The 18,910-nt window shown below is 38.6% G+C and carries 15 protein-coding genes, 2 tRNA genes and 2 riboswitches; of the genes, 10 read left to right on the plus strand and 7 right to left on the minus strand.

Translation table 11 applies throughout. The annotated features are described in order from the left end of the window. Window positions 1-168 precede the first annotated feature (168 nt). Window positions 169-6,438, plus strand: coding sequence for a SpaA isopeptide-forming pilin-related protein (locus tag ACTQX6_RS02205; RefSeq protein WP_441657295.1), 6,270 nt, complete (start codon window positions 169-171; stop codon window positions 6,436-6,438). Between the two features lie 1,236 nt (window positions 6,439-7,674). On the opposite strand, the gene ACTQX6_RS02210 is transcribed toward ACTQX6_RS02205, so the two are convergent. After that, window positions 7,675-7,748 (minus strand) — tRNA-Trp (locus ACTQX6_RS02210). A gap of 88 nt (window positions 7,749-7,836) precedes the next feature. After that, a complete protein-coding gene (locus tag ACTQX6_RS02215; protein ID WP_181965682.1) occupies window positions 7,837-8,367 on the minus strand; it encodes an NADPH-dependent FMN reductase in 531 nt (176 codons plus the stop codon). A 125-nt stretch (window positions 8,368-8,492) separates the two neighbouring features. Between ACTQX6_RS02215 and ACTQX6_RS02220 the strand changes: the two genes are divergently transcribed. From ACTQX6_RS02220 to ACTQX6_RS02245, 6 genes are all read left to right on the plus strand, one after another. Continuing rightward, on the plus strand, window positions 8,493-9,194 hold the full coding sequence (locus tag ACTQX6_RS02220; protein ID WP_195222522.1) for a TIGR00266 family protein: 702 nt from the start codon (window positions 8,493-8,495) through the stop codon (window positions 9,192-9,194). Window positions 9,195-9,330: 136 nt separating this feature from the next. Further along, entirely contained in the window at window positions 9,331-9,648 is a 318-nt protein-coding gene (locus tag ACTQX6_RS02225; protein ID WP_195222521.1) for a PadR family transcriptional regulator, read from the plus strand. Continuing rightward, window positions 9,641-10,261, plus strand: a complete 621-nt coding sequence (locus ACTQX6_RS02230) for a DUF1700 domain-containing protein (RefSeq protein ID WP_195222520.1) — start codon at window positions 9,641-9,643, stop codon at window positions 10,259-10,261. Before ACTQX6_RS02225 ends, ACTQX6_RS02230 begins: the two co-directional genes overlap by 8 nt. After that, window positions 10,249-10,449: a hypothetical protein gene (locus tag ACTQX6_RS02235; protein WP_117447208.1), complete on the plus strand. Its 201-nt coding sequence runs from the start codon at window positions 10,249-10,251 to the stop codon at window positions 10,447-10,449. Before ACTQX6_RS02230 ends, ACTQX6_RS02235 begins: the two co-directional genes overlap by 13 nt. 130 nt (window positions 10,450-10,579) lie before the next feature. Continuing rightward, window positions 10,580-10,669: riboswitch (glycine riboswitch) on the plus strand. Between the two features lie 51 nt (window positions 10,670-10,720). Next, entirely contained in the window at window positions 10,721-12,145 is a 1,425-nt protein-coding gene (locus ACTQX6_RS02240; RefSeq protein ID WP_320863286.1) for an alanine/glycine:cation symporter family protein, read from the plus strand. Window positions 12,146-12,198: 53 nt separating this feature from the next. Further along, a tRNA-Ser gene (locus tag ACTQX6_RS02245) sits at window positions 12,199-12,286 on the plus strand. 107 nt (window positions 12,287-12,393) lie between these two features. Here ACTQX6_RS02245 and ACTQX6_RS02250 read toward each other — a convergent pair. Beyond that, on the minus strand, window positions 12,394-13,008 hold the full coding sequence (locus ACTQX6_RS02250; protein WP_294688147.1) for an ECF transporter S component: 615 nt from the start codon (window positions 13,006-13,008) through the stop codon (window positions 12,394-12,396). Between the two features lie 94 nt (window positions 13,009-13,102). Further along, window positions 13,103-13,218: riboswitch (FMN riboswitch) on the minus strand. 98 nt (window positions 13,219-13,316) lie between these two features. Beyond that, on the minus strand, window positions 13,317-13,628 hold the full coding sequence (locus ACTQX6_RS02255) for a TfoX/Sxy family protein (RefSeq protein WP_294688150.1): 312 nt from the start codon (window positions 13,626-13,628) through the stop codon (window positions 13,317-13,319). 186 nt (window positions 13,629-13,814) lie between these two features. Here ACTQX6_RS02255 and ACTQX6_RS02260 point away from each other — a divergent pair, with 186 nt between their 5' ends. Next, window positions 13,815-14,339 (plus strand): J domain-containing protein, encoded by a 525-nt coding sequence (locus tag ACTQX6_RS02260; RefSeq protein ID WP_272001274.1) that lies wholly within the window; start codon window positions 13,815-13,817, stop codon window positions 14,337-14,339. On the opposite strand, the gene ACTQX6_RS02265 is transcribed toward ACTQX6_RS02260, so the two are convergent. From ACTQX6_RS02265 to ACTQX6_RS02275, 3 genes are read right to left on the minus strand one after another with little or no spacing between them, the layout of a single operon-like run. Next, window positions 14,336-15,178: a hypothetical protein gene (locus tag ACTQX6_RS02265; RefSeq protein WP_117446812.1), complete on the minus strand. Its 843-nt coding sequence runs from the start codon at window positions 15,176-15,178 to the stop codon at window positions 14,336-14,338. The genes ACTQX6_RS02260 and ACTQX6_RS02265 overlap by 4 nt on opposite strands. A gap of 4 nt (window positions 15,179-15,182) precedes the next feature. Further along, entirely contained in the window at window positions 15,183-15,923 is a 741-nt protein-coding gene (locus tag ACTQX6_RS02270; RefSeq protein ID WP_294688152.1) for a TrmH family RNA methyltransferase, read from the minus strand. After that, window positions 15,920-16,474, minus strand: a complete 555-nt coding sequence (locus ACTQX6_RS02275) for a hypothetical protein (RefSeq protein ID WP_195222517.1) — start codon at window positions 16,472-16,474, stop codon at window positions 15,920-15,922. The genes ACTQX6_RS02270 and ACTQX6_RS02275 overlap by 4 nt, the downstream gene beginning before the upstream one ends. Window positions 16,475-16,553: 79 nt before the next feature. Between ACTQX6_RS02275 and ACTQX6_RS02280 the strand changes: the two genes are divergently transcribed. Then, window positions 16,554-17,546 carry an FHA domain-containing protein gene (locus tag ACTQX6_RS02280; RefSeq protein WP_441657294.1) on the plus strand — a complete coding sequence of 331 codons (993 nt, stop codon included), beginning with the start codon at window positions 16,554-16,556 and terminating at the stop codon, window positions 17,544-17,546. Further along, window positions 17,527-18,903, plus strand: a complete 1,377-nt coding sequence (locus ACTQX6_RS02285; RefSeq protein ID WP_441657702.1) for a protein kinase domain-containing protein — start codon at window positions 17,527-17,529, stop codon at window positions 18,901-18,903. Before ACTQX6_RS02280 ends, ACTQX6_RS02285 begins: the two co-directional genes overlap by 20 nt. Window positions 18,904-18,910: the final 7 nt, after the last annotated feature.

The raw sequence follows: 18,910 nt of genomic DNA on the forward strand, positions 1-18,910 counted from the left end.
AGACCTTTATATAAGGAAAATAGTAATAGCTAGATGAAAAGCCTTTGGATCATGCTTATTTTCCAAAGGCTTTTCTCTTTAAAGAGATTAAAATGGAAAAAGATGCTCTTATATACAAAAACCATGATTTCAGTTTATAAGAGTTGATATAAATAAGAGAGGGTATATATGCGAAGTTTTACGAAACGAATATTTACTTTAGTTCTTGCGACGTGCATGGTTTGTGGCAGTACTACGTTCTCGGGATTACAACCTGTCTTTGCACAGGAAGAAACTCCTGTGACAACGGAAAGTGATCCGGAACCATCCACAACCGATGAAACATCGATTCCCGAAGAAACAGAGAATAGCTCCAGTGATAAAGAAGCGATTCCGGAAGAAGAAATGCCGGCTGCACCTTTCGCATCCAGTGATGAACCGGCAACGGTTCCGGAAACCGCTGCACCTTTACGAGTAGCCGGTGCACCGGATATCAATAATACCATCACCATGGACATGCGTGATTTATTGGAAGATAATACATTAAGTCCCTATGATGGAACCATATTGGGTCAGGGAACCGATTATGGTGTGGATACGATTATTCCAGGTGCGACAACCATTCAGGTATCCAACAGTGGTGGACCATCCTTGATAGAGCCATGGTTACTGATTTCCATTCCTAAAGCGCATTTACCCAATAAACCATCGTTTGGTGGAAGCAGTGATGCGTATGAAACTTTGGATTTAGAAGATGAAGAGAATTATTATGAACTTTATAAATTCCATAATATCAATGGAGGATTTGTCGGAACCTACTCCTTTAGTTTCTCCTTTGATCGTGAAAAGACTTTTGATGGGGATACCATCATTGCCACTTCTAAACTACTTGATGCATCAACTCTAGAAAATCCAGAAGATGTAAAGGATTTGGAAACCGTTAAGACCTTAAAAGCCGATGGTGAGGGAAGAAGTGTACAGCGTTATTATCGTGCCATTAAGAAAAGTGCCTATATCGATAAGCAAATAGTAAAAACTTATACACCGGTAAATAAAGATGGTATATATTACCAAAATATTCCTGTGCTGGAAAACCAGAATACTTTACCGAATTCATGGCACAGTGAACCTTGGTTTATGGTGGCCCCGGTTATCGATGGTACCAAAGAGGGATTAAATGGACGTTTTGCGGAAAAAGTAAAGACTATGGATATCACAGTGCATTTACCGGCAGGCTTTCATTTGACCAAACGAGAATATGCAGATACTAAAAATTGGAAGGAACTCGATCCTTCCACGATTACTCGTCATATTGAAAATCGATATCCGGATCAAGATTTAAAAGAAGTTTATCCAAACCGTGAGGGCAATTATGGCTTTAAGTTTTTATTAGGTATTGATATAGATAATCTGGAAGATGAAGAAGTCCCTTTGGATACAATCTTGCCCATGACATTTGATACAGTCATTACGTATCAAGGCCAAGAAAAGCCGGTTCACTTAAGTACGACTCTCAATTTTATATTGAATAAAATCACTTTTAAACCAGGTGGTAATTATGCGATATGGGAAGATAATATCCATTCTAGCAACCAATTATTCACATATAATTTAAGTGATGTCGGTACAATCAGTAATCGTAACACTTTTAATGAAGGTGCCTACGTGCTTGATCAAAATCAACTCGTGGATCGTGCCGGAGTTGATCATGGTCAAGAGGGTATGATGAATCAATTTCATATATCGGAGACCAATAATGGTGGTAGCCCTGATGATATAACCGGAGGCATGGTTGCTGCTGTTAAAGAATTGACACATCAGCTCTTTTATGGAAATAACGATAACGGCGATAAACAACAAAATAATGAACCTTTATATTATAATTACTTTGGACTGGATTCTATCGTTCTGTTAAACGAATCGAAATATACAAAAGAACAAAATGAAGAACGTACACAAAAGGCAAAAGAAGCCTTAAGTCAAAATACACTCATTGGTGTGGATTTTAATGGTAATGAACATGTGATTGCCAAAGATGTACCTTTTGGTACCTTACAGGCGATTCATGATACAAAACAAATGTATCAAAAAGTCATTATGCGTTTTGATAAACCGTTTAAATTAGAGAATATGCGCGTTCATGGTTGGGCCTCCGGGCTTCCAACACAGGAAGAAATCAATCGTATTTCCCATGGAGGGCAATCTTATCTTTATTATCCAAGAATCAGTTCTACATGGCAACTGGTAAAGGCAGATCAGGATCCAGTGGAACAAGATTATCAGGAAAGTTATGCGGATGCCCGATTTAATCCGTATACCTCATTGTCAAGAATTGATCCTCTGATGGATATGACGGCTCCTTTGGATAGTTCGTTAACGTACAAAGAAGGAGAAAGTGACAGCTTCGAATATAATCCTTATATTACGTTTTCATCTACGGCAGTTGGTCAATGGGGGCGTTATGGAGATCAACCTTTAGAAAATGTAAAAGTGATTACTTTGTTACCGGATGGAATTACGTATGAAAAGCATGTATCTGTATGGCCTTATACCACAATTGTAGGTGGCAAGGTTGAGGCCCCGGAGATTATAGAGAACTATCATGGATCCGGAAGAACCGCTGTGATTTATACGTATCCTAAAATTATTCCAAACGACCCGCGTATTAATACCTCATCTCTTAAAATGAACTTAAAAGTCTCACCCAATACACCTATGGGGGCCAGTACGATTGAGACTTATGTGGTGTATCCAAACAATGATAAGATTGGTCCAAATATCTATAAAGAAGCCAATTCTCGTAATGTACAGGCATATACCGATGCTTTGGATTTAGATGGGGATGGCGATCGTAATGAGACCTTTGCCATGGTTTCCAGTAAGTTTATCTTTAGACCGCCACTGGAACTAATCGCATCGGATTATGTGGGGTTGGATGAGCAGGCGACTTCATTTACAACGACAGCCGATTTAGGACAAGATACCTACTATCGAATCAATATGACCAATAATGCGGTAGTTCCTGTCTCTTCTGCCTATTTACTGGATGTACTGCCAAGTACAGGGGATCATTCCATTACGACGGATACGGAAGGAAATTATACCGATCGTGGCTCACAGTTTGATATTCGTTTAACCGATTCCATTGAATCGATGGCACAGAATGCAGAAGTACTCAAACGTTTTGATGTATTTTATTCTACCGTAGAACCGGATACACTGGAATCAGTACGAGATGGTGCCTGGGTTACGGCCGATAAGATTACAGACTTTGGTACGGTTCGCTCCATCAAGGTACAGCTCAAAGAAGGAAATCAGATGCAGCCGGGAGAACAGGTGAATCTGCTTTTGCCGATTCGGGTACCAGTTGAAAAAACATTGATTGATAAAAAAGCAATCAATTCGATTGCCTTATCCACAGACGGCAAACGATATAATGAATCGAATCAAACAGCACTGCATGTGACAAAATACAATGTCAAGGGAACTTTCTTTATTGACAAGAATCAAAATGGAACGATGGATGAGCAGGAACCAAAGGTTTCCGGTGCCAACGTTGTTTTGATGAAAGAGGAAAACGGACAGTGGGTTGCGGCCAAAGATTTAGATGGAAAAGTCATTGAAGCGAAAACGACCAGTGATGGAACGTATGATTTTGACGTATATCAGCGTGGAAACTATCGTATAGACTTTACCAAAAAGACAGTCTATACCTTCCCACAAAAGGGAAACGCCAATGATATTCATGCAGACAATATTGAATCCGAAAATCAAAATGTGGGAAGTACCTATGCCTTTATTCTGGAGCCTTCCAGAAACAGTGCAATTCGCAACGGTGCCATTTATTCAGATGGTCGTACGATAACGATAGAAAAGGTGGATGCCAAGGATGTGAATAAAAAACTGGCCGGTGCGACCTTCACATTACAGAATACAGTGGATTCAGATGTTTCCTATACCGTTACAACCGGTGAAAAAGGTACAGCTGTTATTGACAATGTACCATTTGGAACGTATACATTGACCGAAACCAGAGCACCTGATAAATATACAAAAGCGGCTTCCAGTACGATTGAAGTCACGGATTCCGAGACTTTCAACAGTGTCTTCACTGTAAAGGATTCCCTAATCCAGGGCTCCATCACTTTAAAGAAAATCGATGCCTCGACAAAAGAGGCTCTATCAGGCGTTTCCTTCTCCCTGTATAAAAAAGGGGAAGAGCAGCCAATACAGACCCAAACAACCGGTGCAGATGGTGTGGTGACCTTCGAGAAGGTGGAATATGGAGACTACGTTGTTAAAGAAACGGGGGCTCTGGAGGGCTATGCAGCCAATAACTGGAGCAAAGAGGCTTCCATCCTTGAAGAGAACCAGGTCATCGATCTGGGAACGGTGGAAAATAAGAAGATTGAAGGCACGGTCACAGTCAAGAAGACCGATGAGAAAGATCAACCACTTCAGGGTGTGGAATTCAGTCTTCTGCAGGAAGATCGAGTTGTCGCCACAGCCGTAAGTGATGCTTCAGGTGTGGCAACCTTTAAGGGTGTAAAATACGGAACCTATACGCTGAAAGAAACCAAAGGTCTGGCTGCCTACAATGTAGTAACAGATGTACAGACGGTCACAATCGATACCGACGGTCAGATGGTAGAAGCTAAAACGATGGTCAATCCGATCAAAAAGGGATCGATTACTTTGACTAAGGTAGATACCGATACGAAGAAACCTCTGGAGGGTGTTACATTTACTCTGTATAAAGAAGACGGCAAAACAGAAGTGGCGTCAAAATCTACAGATGATAAAGGTCAATTGACATTTGAAGGTGTTGAATATGGTCGATATGTCTTGAAAGAAACTTCGACACTACCTAGTCATAACTTGTTAAAAGATGGTATGGATATCGTCATGGATGAACAAGGAAAAGAAATTAAACTGGGGCAGATTACCAATACCATTAAACGTGGAAGTGTTAAACTGATAAAGGTGGATAGTGAATCCAAGAAGCCATTATCTAATGTTCAGTTTGGCCTATTTAAAGATGGAGCCGATCCAATCTATACCGCCACAAGTAATGAAAAAGGTGAAGTTGTCTTTAGTGGTGTGAAATATGGTACTTATACTTTAAAAGAAATCAGTACACATGATGCTTATGTATTAAGCGATAAAACTAAAGAAGTAACTATATCTAGTCAAGATCAAGTTTTCGATGCCGGAACATGGACTAATACGATGAAAAAAGGCACGGTCACAGTCAAGAAGACCGATGAGAAAGATCAACCACTTCAGGGTGTGGAATTCAGTCTTCTGCAGGAAGATCAAGTTGTCGCCACAGCCGTAAGTGATGATTCAGGTGTGGCAACCTTTAAGAATGTAAAATACGGAACCTATACGCTGAAAGAGACCAAAGGTCTGGCTGCCTACAATGTAGTAACAGATGTACAGACGGTCACAATCGATACCGACGGTCAGACGGTAGAAGCTAAAACGATGGTCAATCCTATCAAAAAGGGATCGGTGACCTTGACGAAAGTGGATGCGGATACAAGGCAGCCACTGGAAGGTGTTACCTTTGGATTGTTTACGAATGCATCAGATGAACCGGTTCTTCAGGAAACAACAGACGAAAAGGGTACATTGACATTTAAAGATGTAGAATATGGAGACTATGTCTTAAAAGAGATTACAACCCTGGACTCACATAATCTGTGGACAGGATCCATGGAAATCCACATGGATGAAGAAGGAAAGCGTATTGATCTGGGAACGATTCAAAATGAGATCAAGAAAGGATACGCAACGCTGAAGAAGGTGGATGCCGATACCCATCAGCCATTATCGGATGTTGTCTTTGGTTTATTCCTTAAAGAAGGAGAAACACCTTATCAAACGGCTAAAACCGATGAAGAGGGTATAGTCACATTTGACAAGATTCCTTACGGAAGCTACACCGTAAAAGAAATGGAAGCACCGGAAGGCTATCAGTTTAATGAGGCGACATGGGATGTCGATATTGAGCAGCAGGATCAAGTCATTGATCTTGGCACCATTGTCAATACAAAGATCAAGGCAGACGTCGTCTTTAAAAAAGTGGATGTGAAGACGAAGAAGGGATTGGAAGGTGTTGTCTTCGGATTATATCAAAACGATGAATGTGTCTATACATCCACAAGTGACAAAGACGGTCAGGTTGTATTTAAAGATGTGGTTTACGGCGATTATACATTAAAGGAAATGCAGACGATTGCAGGCTATACAAAATCCAGCCTGACAAGAGAAGTTCGAATCCGAACAACATCAGAACTGGCCCTGCCTGATTTCGGCAATGAACCGATCCCGTCTAAGAAAGACAAGGGAAGAAAGACATCGGTTTCCATGCCGTTGTTTGGAAGTGCGGCTGCCTTACTGGCATCGGGCACAGGACTTTTCGCTGGATGGCGCAGAAAGAAAACAAAGAAATAGACAACATCAAGAGTTGTAGCTAGATTCAATAAATTTAACAAGCTATTGTTAAATGAGTCTGTAACTCAGAATAATGAAACCTCTATAGGAAATGAGGTGAACCCAATTATTTGGACACTCTTTGAATAAGTAATTCATCCTTATTTGTTGTCCTATTAGTTCAATACATAAAAAAGAGATGGATATGTGATCACATGTTATACATCTCTTTTCTTTTATCTGTGGCAAGATCAATATTCGTGAAAGGTATATCCCTAATGAGATGATACGATTTTGCCATCTTGAATATTAATAGGATTTTAAAACATTTTATGCGGATTTTGTTACAACTCATCCCTATCGATTTTTGGATTTGAAAACGGATGGGCATAGAATCTTTGCACTGTGTCCGAACATTGATTCTAAAAAGATTTCGGTGATTCAGCAGGAGTGTTGGCATCAAATTATGCAACATTCTGAAAAAAACATAGAAGAGGAATTGAGCCGATTGATCAAAAAGAAACAGAGGCGATACCGGGTGATGAAAGCTGAAAGGAAGTGATTGCAAGGAAGATTTGAAAAAGTAGCTACAAAAACCGGCGTATGATTTTTTGCGGAATGATCCTCGTTAGAACCATCAAATCATTTTGTTGCCCCTGAGGGCAGCCATGTCTATGGAACACAAGGCCGACACAGCGATTTATAGTTTTTTTAAATTTATTGCTCTCCTTCGTAACACGAATCCCAATATGTTTAAGATCTAAGGATGCCGTCCCTGTGATACATTGGCTTTTCATCCGGTGGGACAGGAACTCATAAATCATGTGGATACGTTTCTTTCCAAGCGGGTAGATGCTCTTTTGCAGGCTATGTTTCCATGCAGTTGATACGGTTATTCAACAAATTGTCTCATCTAAGATCTCAGGAAGAGAAAGAAAATCGAATTCTGCAATCAATGAATCGAGATATGCAACTTATACAGTTAGTTGGGAATGGATGGTAACCAATTCCATTTTTATATCGATATAGCCAATATAAATGTCAATATAATAATGCACAAAAATATATATTATCAAATAATTCATTATCTTCATATAATTCTGATTACTGAATACAAGTAACCAGCTAAGAAAAATGATTGAAAATACAATTTAAAATAAAAAGTTTGTGAAAAAAGTCGCCAGGAAAGAATCGATAAAAATAAAAGGTGTCTAACATACTTTATATAAAGCATATCTGACACCTTTATGTTCTAACTGGCAGGGGTAGCAGGAGTTGAACCCACATCAGCGGTTTTGGAGACCGTTATTCTACCATTGAACTATACCCCTAAGTGCCTGTATATAGTATCATAATTCTGGGGAAGTTTCAAATTTTTTTTAAAGAATAGAGAGACAAGGTTTTCCTTGCCTCTCTATGTTATGCAATATAATCTAAGAATGCTTTAACTTGTCGTTTTAATTGATTCAGTGGATAACTTTCAATCTCCAATTGACCTGTTTGGAAAGCAGTCATTGGAATTTGAATACCTGTATTTGGCATACTCATTGTGTCCATCATCATTTGATTCAACAACAACATCATAAAATCTCTGACACTGGCACCACCGCTTCCTCCACCGGCTGCGGCAAAGGTGACTTTTTTATCCTTCAGAACGCTGGGAGCACCTCTGGATAGCCAGTCTAACAGATTCTTTAAAGGGCCGGGAATCTGGTGATTGTATTCTGGTGTAAAGATCCATAGTGCATCGCTTTCACGAACTTTATCTTTGACTTCTTGCACTTCAACAGGAAGATTGGCTTCCAAATCCTGATTAAAGAAAGGAACTTTAGACCAGTCTAAATATTCGACTTGAGCATCATCTCCGATTAGTTCCTCTGTTTTTTTTGCCAGCTGTTCATTAAAACCATTTTTGCGTAAGGAACCAACAATAAAGAGTATTTTTTTCAATGGATTCACCCTCTTTCTTTATCCTCATTATAACAACACCCACTTTAAAATAAAACGAATTTGCTTTTAAAGTCAAAGAAGGTTCGATACAATAAAGATAAGTTAAATATTTAGGAGGATTGCATATGAATTACAGTATCTTTGGCGATTCAGATTGCCCAATCGTGCAGGCATCACTCAAAAGGGGTGAAACAATTAAGGTAGAACGTGGTTCCATGGTCTATATTTCTAATGTAGAATTGGAAGGTAAAATGAACAGTGGAAAGAAAGGTATTGGCGGTGTTTTAGGCGCTATTGGCCGCAGTATGACAAGTGGAGAAAGCATGTTTATTACGATGGCAACGGGTACAGCGGACGATGGCTTTATTGGCATTGCTCCTCCCATTCCTGGTAAGATCCATTGTTTAAGTGTAGAGGGAAATAAACAATATCGTTTAAATACCGGTGTATTTTTGGCCTGTGATCAAAGTGTTGAATATCTGATGAAAAAACAAGATTTAGGTAAAGCTGTCTTTGCGGGCACCGGTGGATTATTTGTGATGGAAACACAGGGTGAAGGCGATATTTTAGTGTCGGCTTTTGGGGATTTATTAGCCTTAAATATTACTGATGACCATCCGATTACGATCGATAACGAGCATGTTGTGGCATGGGATGCTAATCTGCAATATGATATTCATGTAGCCTCGGGAACCTTCGGATTTAAAACGGGTGAAGGTCTGGTCAATGAATTTCATGGCAATGGTACAGTATTGATCCAAACCCGTAACCTACATAATTTTGCGGATTCAATTCGTCCATTCTTACCATCTTCTACAAGCAATTAGAGTTGTGATTGAATGATAGAGTAAAAATACCGGGATAAACGCTCGGTATTTTTTTATGTAAATAGGACTAATCATAAAATACTATTTGACACATTATACTATGCAATATATAGTATTATGTGTAAGGAGGTATAAGATGGATGCACAATTAAAAAAAGGTTTTTTGGAATTTTGTGTTTTGGCTTCCTTAAAAAATAAAGATTCCTATGGATATCAAATCGTTAAGGATGTATCGCGTTATATTGAAATATCGGAATCCACTTTATATCCGATCTTAAAACGCCTGGAAGTCAGTGGATGTGTAATTACTTATACAGAACAACATAAAAATCGGTTACGGAAATACTACAGAATCACAGATAAGGGAATAGAGTCGATTCGATGTTTCCTGGGAGAATGGAAAGAGATTCAATCCATTTATGAATATATCAAAGGAGAGATGGAACATGAATAAGCATGAATTTTTAGATCATTTAGAGCGATTATTAAAAAGTCTGCCACGTCAGGAAAGACAGAAGATGTTGGCTTATTATGCAGAGATGATCGATGATCGTATGGAAGAAGGCATGAGTGAACAAGAAGCAGTGCAAGACTTAGGGGATGCAGGAATGTTAGCCGAACAGATTTTATCTGCACAGCCATCTAAGGAAAAGAAACTTTCTAATCCAATGAAAGTGTTGATCATTGTTTTGATCGTCCTGGGCAGTCCTTTATGGGCATGTTTGTTGTTGGCGTTGCTTGCTTTGATCTGTACTGGCATATTACTGATTTTGACAGGATATATCATGATTTGGCTTATCCCTGTATTGTCAGCGGCTATTATGGTTGCCAGTCTGATTCTTTGTATCATCAGCTTGATCGGATCTCCATTTTTGATGGTTTCCAGTTTTATGACAGGTCTATTACAGCTAGGTGTTGGTTTGATTGCGGCCGGACTTTCTATCTTATTAGGTTTGTTTACGATTTATGCTTCTCGCTACTTTATCAAGGCAACCATGTCTTTTAGCCACTGGTTAAAAGAACATTTGTTTTATCGCTTGAAGGAGGTTCATGTATGGCAAAGTTAAAAGTATTGGTTTTAGGTGCTTGCAGTTGTATTGTTTTAGGCTTATTATTTTGTGCATTTGTGTCTTCCTCGCATCAAGATACAGATTTTGAAAGCAATCAATGGTATCAAAGTGTACATACGGATGAAAACGGAGATCTCTTTGTTCGTATTCAGCTTGGCGATATTATAATCACACAGCTAGGTTAAACACACAACTTTATCTTGCATCCATCATCATTTTTGATTACAATGCAAGGGTAGAGTTCGGATGACGAATGCTAGAGAGAGTCGAAAGACCACCGAAGAATTTATTATTTCAGGTCAAAGGATAGTATTCTGACGAGCCTCTGGAGAGTTCCTTAAATGGACGCCGAAGGAGCAAGCCCGAAAGGGTGAAACTCTCAGGCAAAAGGACAGGGGATTAGGATTATTTTTACTATTTTCTAATTCCTCTTTTGGTATAAAGGAGGATTTTTTTATGGCAACTCTTTCAAACGTATTAACACAGATCAATGAATGGATATGGGGATTACCCTTGATTTTCCTATTGTTGGGAACCGGGTTGTATTTTACATGTCGGTTAGGCTTATTACAGTTTTTCAGATTACCGCTTGCGTTTGGTCTGATGTTTAAAAAAGATGATCAAAAGGAAGGGGACGTATCCAGCTTTCAAGCTTTATGTACGGCCTTATCTTCAACGATTGGAACGGGAAATATCGTAGGTGTGGCTACCGCCATTATTGCCGGTGGGCCGGGCGCTTTATTTTGGATGTGGATCTCCGCATTTTTAGGAATGGCAACTAAATATTCAGAAGGTTTATTGGCCATTGTATATCGCCAGCGCGATGAAAAAGGGCAGATGTCCGGAGGTCCGATGTATTATCTGGAAAAAGGATTGAAACATAAAACACTGGGTAAGATACTGGCACGTTGTTTTGCGGTTTTTGGTGTAGGGGTTGCCCTATTAGGAATAGGAACATTTACACAAGTTCGTTCCATATCTGATGCCGCCAGTTTAACACTACATATTCCACCCTTTGTCACAGGGATCTTTTTGGTGATTACAGTTGGTTTTATTACCATCGGGGGAATTAAAAGAATCGCTTCCGTATCAGAAGTCATTGTTCCATTCATGAGCGTAGCTTATATTGTAAGCGTTATTTTGATCATGATCACGCATTATCAGGATATTCTTCCAACACTAGGTTTAGTGGTGCAGTCTGCTTTTACACCTTCTGCAGCGTTTGGAGGAAGTGTGGGAATTACCATGCAGATGGCTATGCGCAGTGGCATCAGTCGGGGGATCTTCAGTAATGAATCTGGTCTTGGAAGTGCGCCGATTGCGGCCGCTGCTGCCAAAACAGATTCTTGTGTAGAACAGGGATTAGTATCGATGACAGGTACCTTTATCGATACAATCTGCGTTTGCACGATGACCGGATTTTCAATCATTATTACGCAATCTTATCTTTTAGGTGTAGAAGGATCCGCCATGACAACATTGGCATTTCAGAATGGCTTTCCTATTGGTGAAATTGGAATCTATGTTGTAAATATCGGTTTATTGTTCTTTGCGTTTACTACCATTATCGGCTGGAATTATTATGGCGAAAAATGTATTCAATACTTGTTGGGTGAAAAAGCAATCTTACCTTACAAAATTTTGTTCATCGTTTTAATTGGAATTGGTCCTTTTATGTCTTTGGACTTTGTATTTACATTAGCGGATATTGTGAATGGATGTATGGCATTTCCTAACTTGATCGGTTTAATCGCATTGCGAAAGGTCGTAGTCAATGAAACCAGAGCTTATTTTAAAACGGCTTTATCGAAAGAGAAAACAGAAGATGACATTAAAGTGAACCATAGTTTGGTAAGTAATTCACAAGTCAGCATAGAATGATATGAAGAATTATTTGACAAGTTTCTAAAACCTTAGTATTATAAGTAGGCATTGGAGACTTGTCCGAGCGGCTTAAGGTGCAGTCTTGGAAAGGCTGTGTGGTTAACGCCACCAAGGGTTCGAATCCCTTAGTCTCCGCCATGAGTCAATGAGTCCTTTATCAAAAGGACTTTTTTATTTGAATTGATTATAAAAAAAGATACGGAAGTCGAATTTTCCGTATCCATGAACTTCATCGGATCTCTATATTAACGATGCAGAATAGGTGAGATCCTTTTATATAAAATGCCTACGACCAAACTCACAACTACACCTTTTAAAAGGTTGAACGGCAATGTCATTAACACTACAAAGGTGAAAGTATTTTTTACTAAAGGCAGAATAGAGCTTCCCATGCTTACGATCACATCCATTGGCATACCATAGAAATAAGAATAAGCTGGTAGTGCGATAAAATAATTGGCAAAACATCCAATTATACCCATGGAAATGACACCGATGAGCATTGCTATAAATGCTCCTTTCATCGTCTTATGTTTTTTATAATAAATGGCACTTGGTAAAACCAAAGATAAACCAATTAAAAGATTGGAAATCTCCCCGACAAATGCTGTATCGGTTCCCTGAAACACAAGATTTAAAATAATTTTTAAGGTTTCTACCGTAGCTCCGGCAAGAGGCCCTAAAGCAAAGCCGCTGATCATTACGGCCACTTCATCAAAGCCTAACTTATAAAAAGGTGGAAAGAAAGGCAATGGAATTTCGAACAACATCAAGACGAAGGCAATGGCGGCCAAAATAGATACCTTGGCAATCCACTGTACACGAGATGTTTTCGAATTGACAAATGATTGTGCTGACATATATATTCCTCCTTATCATCAGCACCTCTTTCCTCAAAAGAAAAAGAGGTTTGTCACAAAAACCTCTCAGGATATACGATAAAAAAGGATTTCAAAAAATCTTCTTCCATCCAGACTTTAACTGTCGCTACCGGAATTGCACCGGTTCGTGCCCGAAGGCTCGCGGAGTGTACCGCCGATTGGGAATTTCACCCGACCCTGAAGTTTTTTGTACATCCCTATCGTATTCTTTCTCTGTTTCTTTGTCAACTGCTTTGTGAATTATTTACCAAATTAATGAATTTCAAGAAAAATAAAGAATCAGTGTGTTATCTTTTCTTTGGTATTGGGCATTCATCTACCATGAATTGAAACAAGCCGATCAAAAATTCTTTATTATCGACTTCATCTACTAACAGCATCTTTTTAGCGCCTTTGTATGGGGATTCGTATCGTGCATTTGGCATATATTTTATGGCAGATGGTACAGGCTTAACCAGTAAGCGATCATCATAAATACCACCAATGATTTTGCCTTGATAGTAAAGAATGTATTCATTCATCATAGCTCGATAGGTGATTTCATCAAGTTTCGATAATTGTTGTAGGATATATTCCAAATAGTTTTTGGATGATGGCATATTATTCTCCTGTTCTTGTTTGTCAAACCTTTTATAATTGTAAACTAAAGGTGATCTATTCGCACTATAACATGGAAGGCGTTAGAATTATATGAAAATATGTGAAAATGCAAATTTTGAATGATTTTTTTGACAAAAATGTTAGAATAGCAGGGTATATATAGGATGGAGGATGTTTACCGAACTATGAGAGATCCTTATGAAGTATTAGGCGTATCCAGAAGTGCCTCTCCGGATGAGATCAAATCAGCGTATCGTAAATTGGCAAAAAAATACCATCCGGATCTGCATCCGGGCGATGAAGAATGTGCAAAGAAGATGCAGGAAGTCAATGCGGCTTATGATCAGATCACCAATCCGGAAAAATATAGAAATACGGCCTATCAACAACAATCCAATCCGTATGGAAACATGTATCAGGATCCTTTTTCCTATTTCTATAACCAGCAGTCGCAGCAGAATTCGGACTTTAATTCGAATTTCTTCTTTTATGGGCCATTTGGCTTTGGGGGTACACAGTTTCAGAGAACACAAAGAAGCAATGGCTCCTTCCTTAGAAATTTTATTTTATTGATACTGATCATGAATCTTTTGACGTATTGTTCCCGAATGTATTTTGCATCGAACTACTATGGTTCGCGTTATGATAATAGCGAAAGAATTCAGGAGGAACAAAGAGGATGGAATACAGATGAAGGCGTGAGAGTTTAATTTCCCACGCCTTTTTTAATTTGTTGATGAAGATAATCCTTGTTGCAATCTTTCTTTTTCGGAATGAAATTTTGAAGGAAGGTAAAGCGCTCTTTATTTCGTGCATAAAAATAACTGAATAAAGAGAAGGTTGTTGCACCGACAAAATTCACAAATAAATCTTCCATCGTATCAATCAGACCGATATCAATATAGCCCTGATCGGAAATAACTTCGCCGTTCACGGTGACTTCATGAATATCATTTTCCTCAAACGGAGGAAGAATTTCATCTACACCGGCTGAATGAATAGAAGTGATCAAAGTATCTTTTTGGGTATCCATCGCAAAAAGTTGATCCATTGAAAATTCAAAGAACTCCCACAGCACCCCGATCGTCATGGAGAAGGTAAAAGAGACGATCGCAAGAAAGAGAGGAGAAACAAAAAATTGAATTTTTTCACTTTTGTTTAATAAGCTGACCATAGAGAAACCGACGGCAGCACAAACAAAGCCGTTAATGGTATGAAGTATGGTATCCCAATAAGGAATCGAGAAATAATAATTATCGATCTCACCCAATATCTCTGCAGCATAGATAAAGACAAGGATCAAAATTTCCAGAAATATAGGAAGCTCTACTTTAAAGGTAAGCTGTACAAAGCTGGGCACCAGAAGTAATAAAAGAGTTAAAAGGCATACAAAGATATTTTCGTAATTCTGCATCATGATCTGGCGAACTAAGACCAGAATGACTAAGGTACGCAAAATCAAATAAACCACAAGGGAAGAGCGATGTTCTCTAACTTCCAGTTCCAGAGCCTTTTTTAGACTGATCATATAATGTTTCAAACGATTCATTTTCTTATCCTTTGTTTCTGTCAAACTCGTACATCAAGATGCCACCGGCAATCGCAACATTCAAACTTTCAAAGGCATGCATCTCGATTTTCACAATCACGTCACAGGCATCAATCAATTCACGATGCACTCCATTGCCTTCGTTTCCTAAAACGATCCCATACGAAGTCTTCTTTTCCACTTTCGATAAGGGTAGCGATCTTTCGTGCAGGCTGGTTCCATAGATTGTCAGTCCCTCTGCCTGTTTTATATGGATCAAAGATTTTAGATCGGTATAGCACACCGGAATGTGAAAAATTGCGCCCTGCGATGCCTGAATCGTTTTGGGGTTATAAATATCGGCACACATCATAGAACAATAAACCTGATCGATACCAAACGCACAGGCTGTGCGCAATAATGTCCCTATATTTCCCGGGTCCTGAACAGAATCTAAAAGAAGAATCTGCTTTTCTTCTTTTTCATCCCATTCTTTTTTACGACATAAACCAATGATCTTTGCCTGTGAGCTTTGAACGGAAAGCTTGTTTAATACGGCATCGGAACAAAGCGTACTGGGAATTGATTCCTTCCATGAAGTATCTTTATTGATGAAAACTTCCTGCAGGCATCCGGCACTAAAAGCCTCCTTGACTAAATGTTCTCCTTCGACTAAAAAACAGCTGGTTTTATCGCGCTCTTTTTTTGTATGCAGGCGCGTTAATTCTTTGATTCGTTTATTTTGAACAGATTCTATAAAATTCATGCACTTATTTTATCATGATTACCAGAAAATACCAGCTGATATAAAGTGATGTTGACAAGTAGAGAAAACGAGGTTTGTGCAGCTGATGTGATATGACCGGGCACAAACAGTAAAAAGGTGCAGAATACAAAGACCAGCACAAGAATCTTTTCATAAGAAATTAGAAGCATTTGTTTATAAAAATAATAGAGCCATTCTACGATGAATCCACCGACACAGCCAATCGCAAGCCAGATATGCAGATCATTTAACCATCCTGCATTTTGTAACTGATAAGGAATCAGACAGGATACAGGCATACCGATACAAAGAAACCGATGAAGGATGGATACATAGGAAAATTTTCTTTTTTGCCAATACAAGATAGACAGTTTATAAAATCCCCAGGCACTGCTGATCGCCCATAAAAAAAGATAGAGTGGATGATGCATCGCATTTCCAATATGACTTTGATTGTCATAAAAGACATCGATCCAAAACCAGGGAAGGATGTTCAAAATAGGATTTAGAACCCAAATATGGATAAAAAACAGGTATTTTTTAAATTTCATAAAAAAATTTTAACTTTTTTTAATAGTTTTATCAAAATTTATCGTATCTAATAGTGAGGTTTTCAAAAAAGGAGGTTTTATGAACCAATGGATTCAAGTTTTATCTCAGGACTCCTCCATTTTAAAGGTTGCCTTAAAAGACCCTTCTAAAATGGATTTGACAGTCTTTGAAAAAATGGCTGGTGATGATTATTGTCTTCGCTGTGTTTTGGATGATCGACAAAAAGGTGTGATTGCGTATTCGGTAGAAAATTTGATCAACTTAAAAGATTTTCTGGAACGAGTGACTTTTGAGAAAAAAGAGGGATATTTCTTTTTAAAGAAGTTATTCGAATGTGCGATCAGTGTCAATCGCAACAAACCTGTCTTATTCGATCCTTCTTTTGTGTTTGTTTCCCCTTATGGAGATACCTTCTATTTTCTTGTCGTTCCTTTAGTTCTGGATGAATGGATGTTTCAAAAAACGCAGGTCGTATCATGGGTCCAGTATTTGATAGAGCACTTTAAAACAACAACGGCTTATGAAATCTTAGGATTTATGATTCGATTTTGTCAAAGTGAAGAATTTTCCTTACCAAATTTGATTTCCGGTCTGGAGAATGTGAAACGAAATTATTATCCGTTAAAGCGTTGGACATTCTTCAAAGAAAGAGAAAGCTTTCGCTTAAAGGAGCCGGTCTCTACTTTGTATTATGCAAAGATGCGCTTTGTACCAGATACACAGACTTTACCTCTTGAAAACAAGACACAGTTGATTGGTCAAGTCAATATGACAAAAGCGTATTTAGAAGAAAAAGAGACGGGAAGAAAATACGATCTTCAAACAGAAAGTGTACTGATTGGACGTTTAGTATCCTGCGACATACGATTACCCGATGAATCAATTTCCTTAAAACATGCCCTGATACTTTGCGAAAATGAACGTTACTACATCAAAGATCTAAAAAGCTTAAACAAGACCTTTCTCAATGATAAACAAGTGGTTCGCAAGATGCGTCTGCATGACGGAATGAAGCTTACATTGGGAAGCGTAGATTTTATTTTTAGACAAGATGAAGATGGAAAGATATAAGATCATAAGGACTTTATCCTCCTCTTTCTGTACGACCTGTGCTTTGGTAGAAGACCAATGGACAGGCAAACGCTATTTCACCAAAACGTTGTTTCTTTCAAACGCAACGAAAATTCATATTCATCAGTTTCGAACGGAAATCCATGTTTTATCTTTGATGGATGATCCCTATATACCGCATCTGATCGATGTGATAGAAGAGGCAGATCAAATCATGATCATTGAAACGTGGATCCCGGGAAAAACATGGATGAAGATGACGGAAGAGAAAAGACAGTTTCGATTGAAAAAACGATGGATCTTAGAACTCATGCACCTTTTAGAAAACCTCCATGCTCATGGGTTTCTTTATATGGATCTCAAGCTCGAAAACGTGATGGTGTATCAAGATCATGTATTTCTCATTGATTTTAATGCCTGCTTACCAATCGGTTCTGTGCAAGTGTATATGTCTTCGCCATCGAATCAGACACCCGAGTCGCTTACACAAAAAAGAAAGGAGGTTTCTACGGATATCTATGCACTTGGAGTCATGCTCAAACCTTTTTACAAGCTTCCCTTGTATCGGTTGTGGTGTCTTAAATGCACTAGAAAGGATGCGAAAAAGCGATTTCGGACGATGCGATTGGCAAGATTTTACTTTTTACTGGCGGGTCATATTCGAAAAGGTGTGTGTTTATTACTTTTTATTCTGTCTGTTTTCTTTTATAACATACTCTTTTTTCAAAGTGTTCCACCAGATTTGATCCACGATTATCAGCTTCAACAACATCAAATACAAGGAGGAATTCAGGAAAAGACACAGAGGCTTTTATCCGAATGGATCGTGCAGAATCGATTGCGTAAAGAGGTATTATCGAACGAAGAGAACGCTAGCTTTTTTCTGGAACAGTCTATCTTTTCCAGAAGTCAGTCGATCGTATCGTATTTGTTAGAGAACATACCAGAGTCCATACAAAAGAAAATGCCATTACAAATACAATTGGCGCATTGGATCACGCAACAAGAGCCTGGTTATGATGCTTCTTTATTGATTAGAAGTTTACAGGCGATCCAGGAAGAAAAGGATATCTTCAACAAGGGATTACACATGTTGGTCGTGGAGCAGCTTTTATTGGAAAAGGAAATCATTTTAGACAAAGAAGGACGTGTGCTTTTAGAAAACATTCATAGAAGCTGGACAATCAACGAAATACAGGAAAACAAAGAACTATTTAAAGAAGTCGCATGCATTCATGCCGAGTATTTGTTGTTTTTGCGATCCAGAGAAATTCAGACGAGTAGTCTTCCGCAGACTTTTATAGAAAGCTTTCAGGAGGAAGAAACATTTATGAAGCTATTTGAACTTTTCAATTAGAAGGGAT

The organism is Faecalicoccus sp. LCP19S3_E2, from assembly GCF_052121255.1.
Classification (GTDB): domain Bacteria; phylum Bacillota_I; class Bacilli_A; order Erysipelotrichales; family Erysipelotrichaceae; genus Faecalicoccus.

Coding starts and splice junctions, on each gene's coding strand:
- ACTQX6_RS02205 (WP_441657295.1), top strand. CDS start 169: ATGCGAAGTTTTACGAAACGAATATTTACTTTAGTTCTTGCGACGTGC.
- ACTQX6_RS02220 (WP_195222522.1), top strand. CDS start 8,493: ATGAATTACAGTATCTTTGGCGATTCAGATTGCCCAATCGTGCAGGCA.
- ACTQX6_RS02225 (WP_195222521.1), top strand. CDS start 9,331: ATGGATGCACAATTAAAAAAAGGTTTTTTGGAATTTTGTGTTTTGGCT.
- ACTQX6_RS02230 (WP_195222520.1), top strand. CDS start 9,641: ATGAATAAGCATGAATTTTTAGATCATTTAGAGCGATTATTAAAAAGT.
- ACTQX6_RS02235 (WP_117447208.1), top strand. CDS start 10,249: ATGGCAAAGTTAAAAGTATTGGTTTTAGGTGCTTGCAGTTGTATTGTT.
- ACTQX6_RS02240 (WP_320863286.1), top strand. CDS start 10,721: ATGGCAACTCTTTCAAACGTATTAACACAGATCAATGAATGGATATGG.
- ACTQX6_RS02250 (WP_294688147.1), bottom strand. CDS start 13,008: ATGTCAGCACAATCATTTGTCAATTCGAAAACATCTCGTGTACAGTGG.
- ACTQX6_RS02255 (WP_294688150.1), bottom strand. CDS start 13,628: ATGCCATCATCCAAAAACTATTTGGAATATATCCTACAACAATTATCG.
- ACTQX6_RS02260 (WP_272001274.1), top strand. CDS start 13,815: ATGAGAGATCCTTATGAAGTATTAGGCGTATCCAGAAGTGCCTCTCCG.
- ACTQX6_RS02265 (WP_117446812.1), bottom strand. CDS start 15,178: ATGAATCGTTTGAAACATTATATGATCAGTCTAAAAAAGGCTCTGGAA.
- ACTQX6_RS02270 (WP_294688152.1), bottom strand. CDS start 15,923: ATGAATTTTATAGAATCTGTTCAAAATAAACGAATCAAAGAATTAACG.
- ACTQX6_RS02275 (WP_195222517.1), bottom strand. CDS start 16,474: ATGAAATTTAAAAAATACCTGTTTTTTATCCATATTTGGGTTCTAAAT.
- ACTQX6_RS02280 (WP_441657294.1), top strand. CDS start 16,554: ATGAACCAATGGATTCAAGTTTTATCTCAGGACTCCTCCATTTTAAAG.
- ACTQX6_RS02285 (WP_441657702.1), top strand. CDS start 17,527: ATGAAGATGGAAAGATATAAGATCATAAGGACTTTATCCTCCTCTTTC.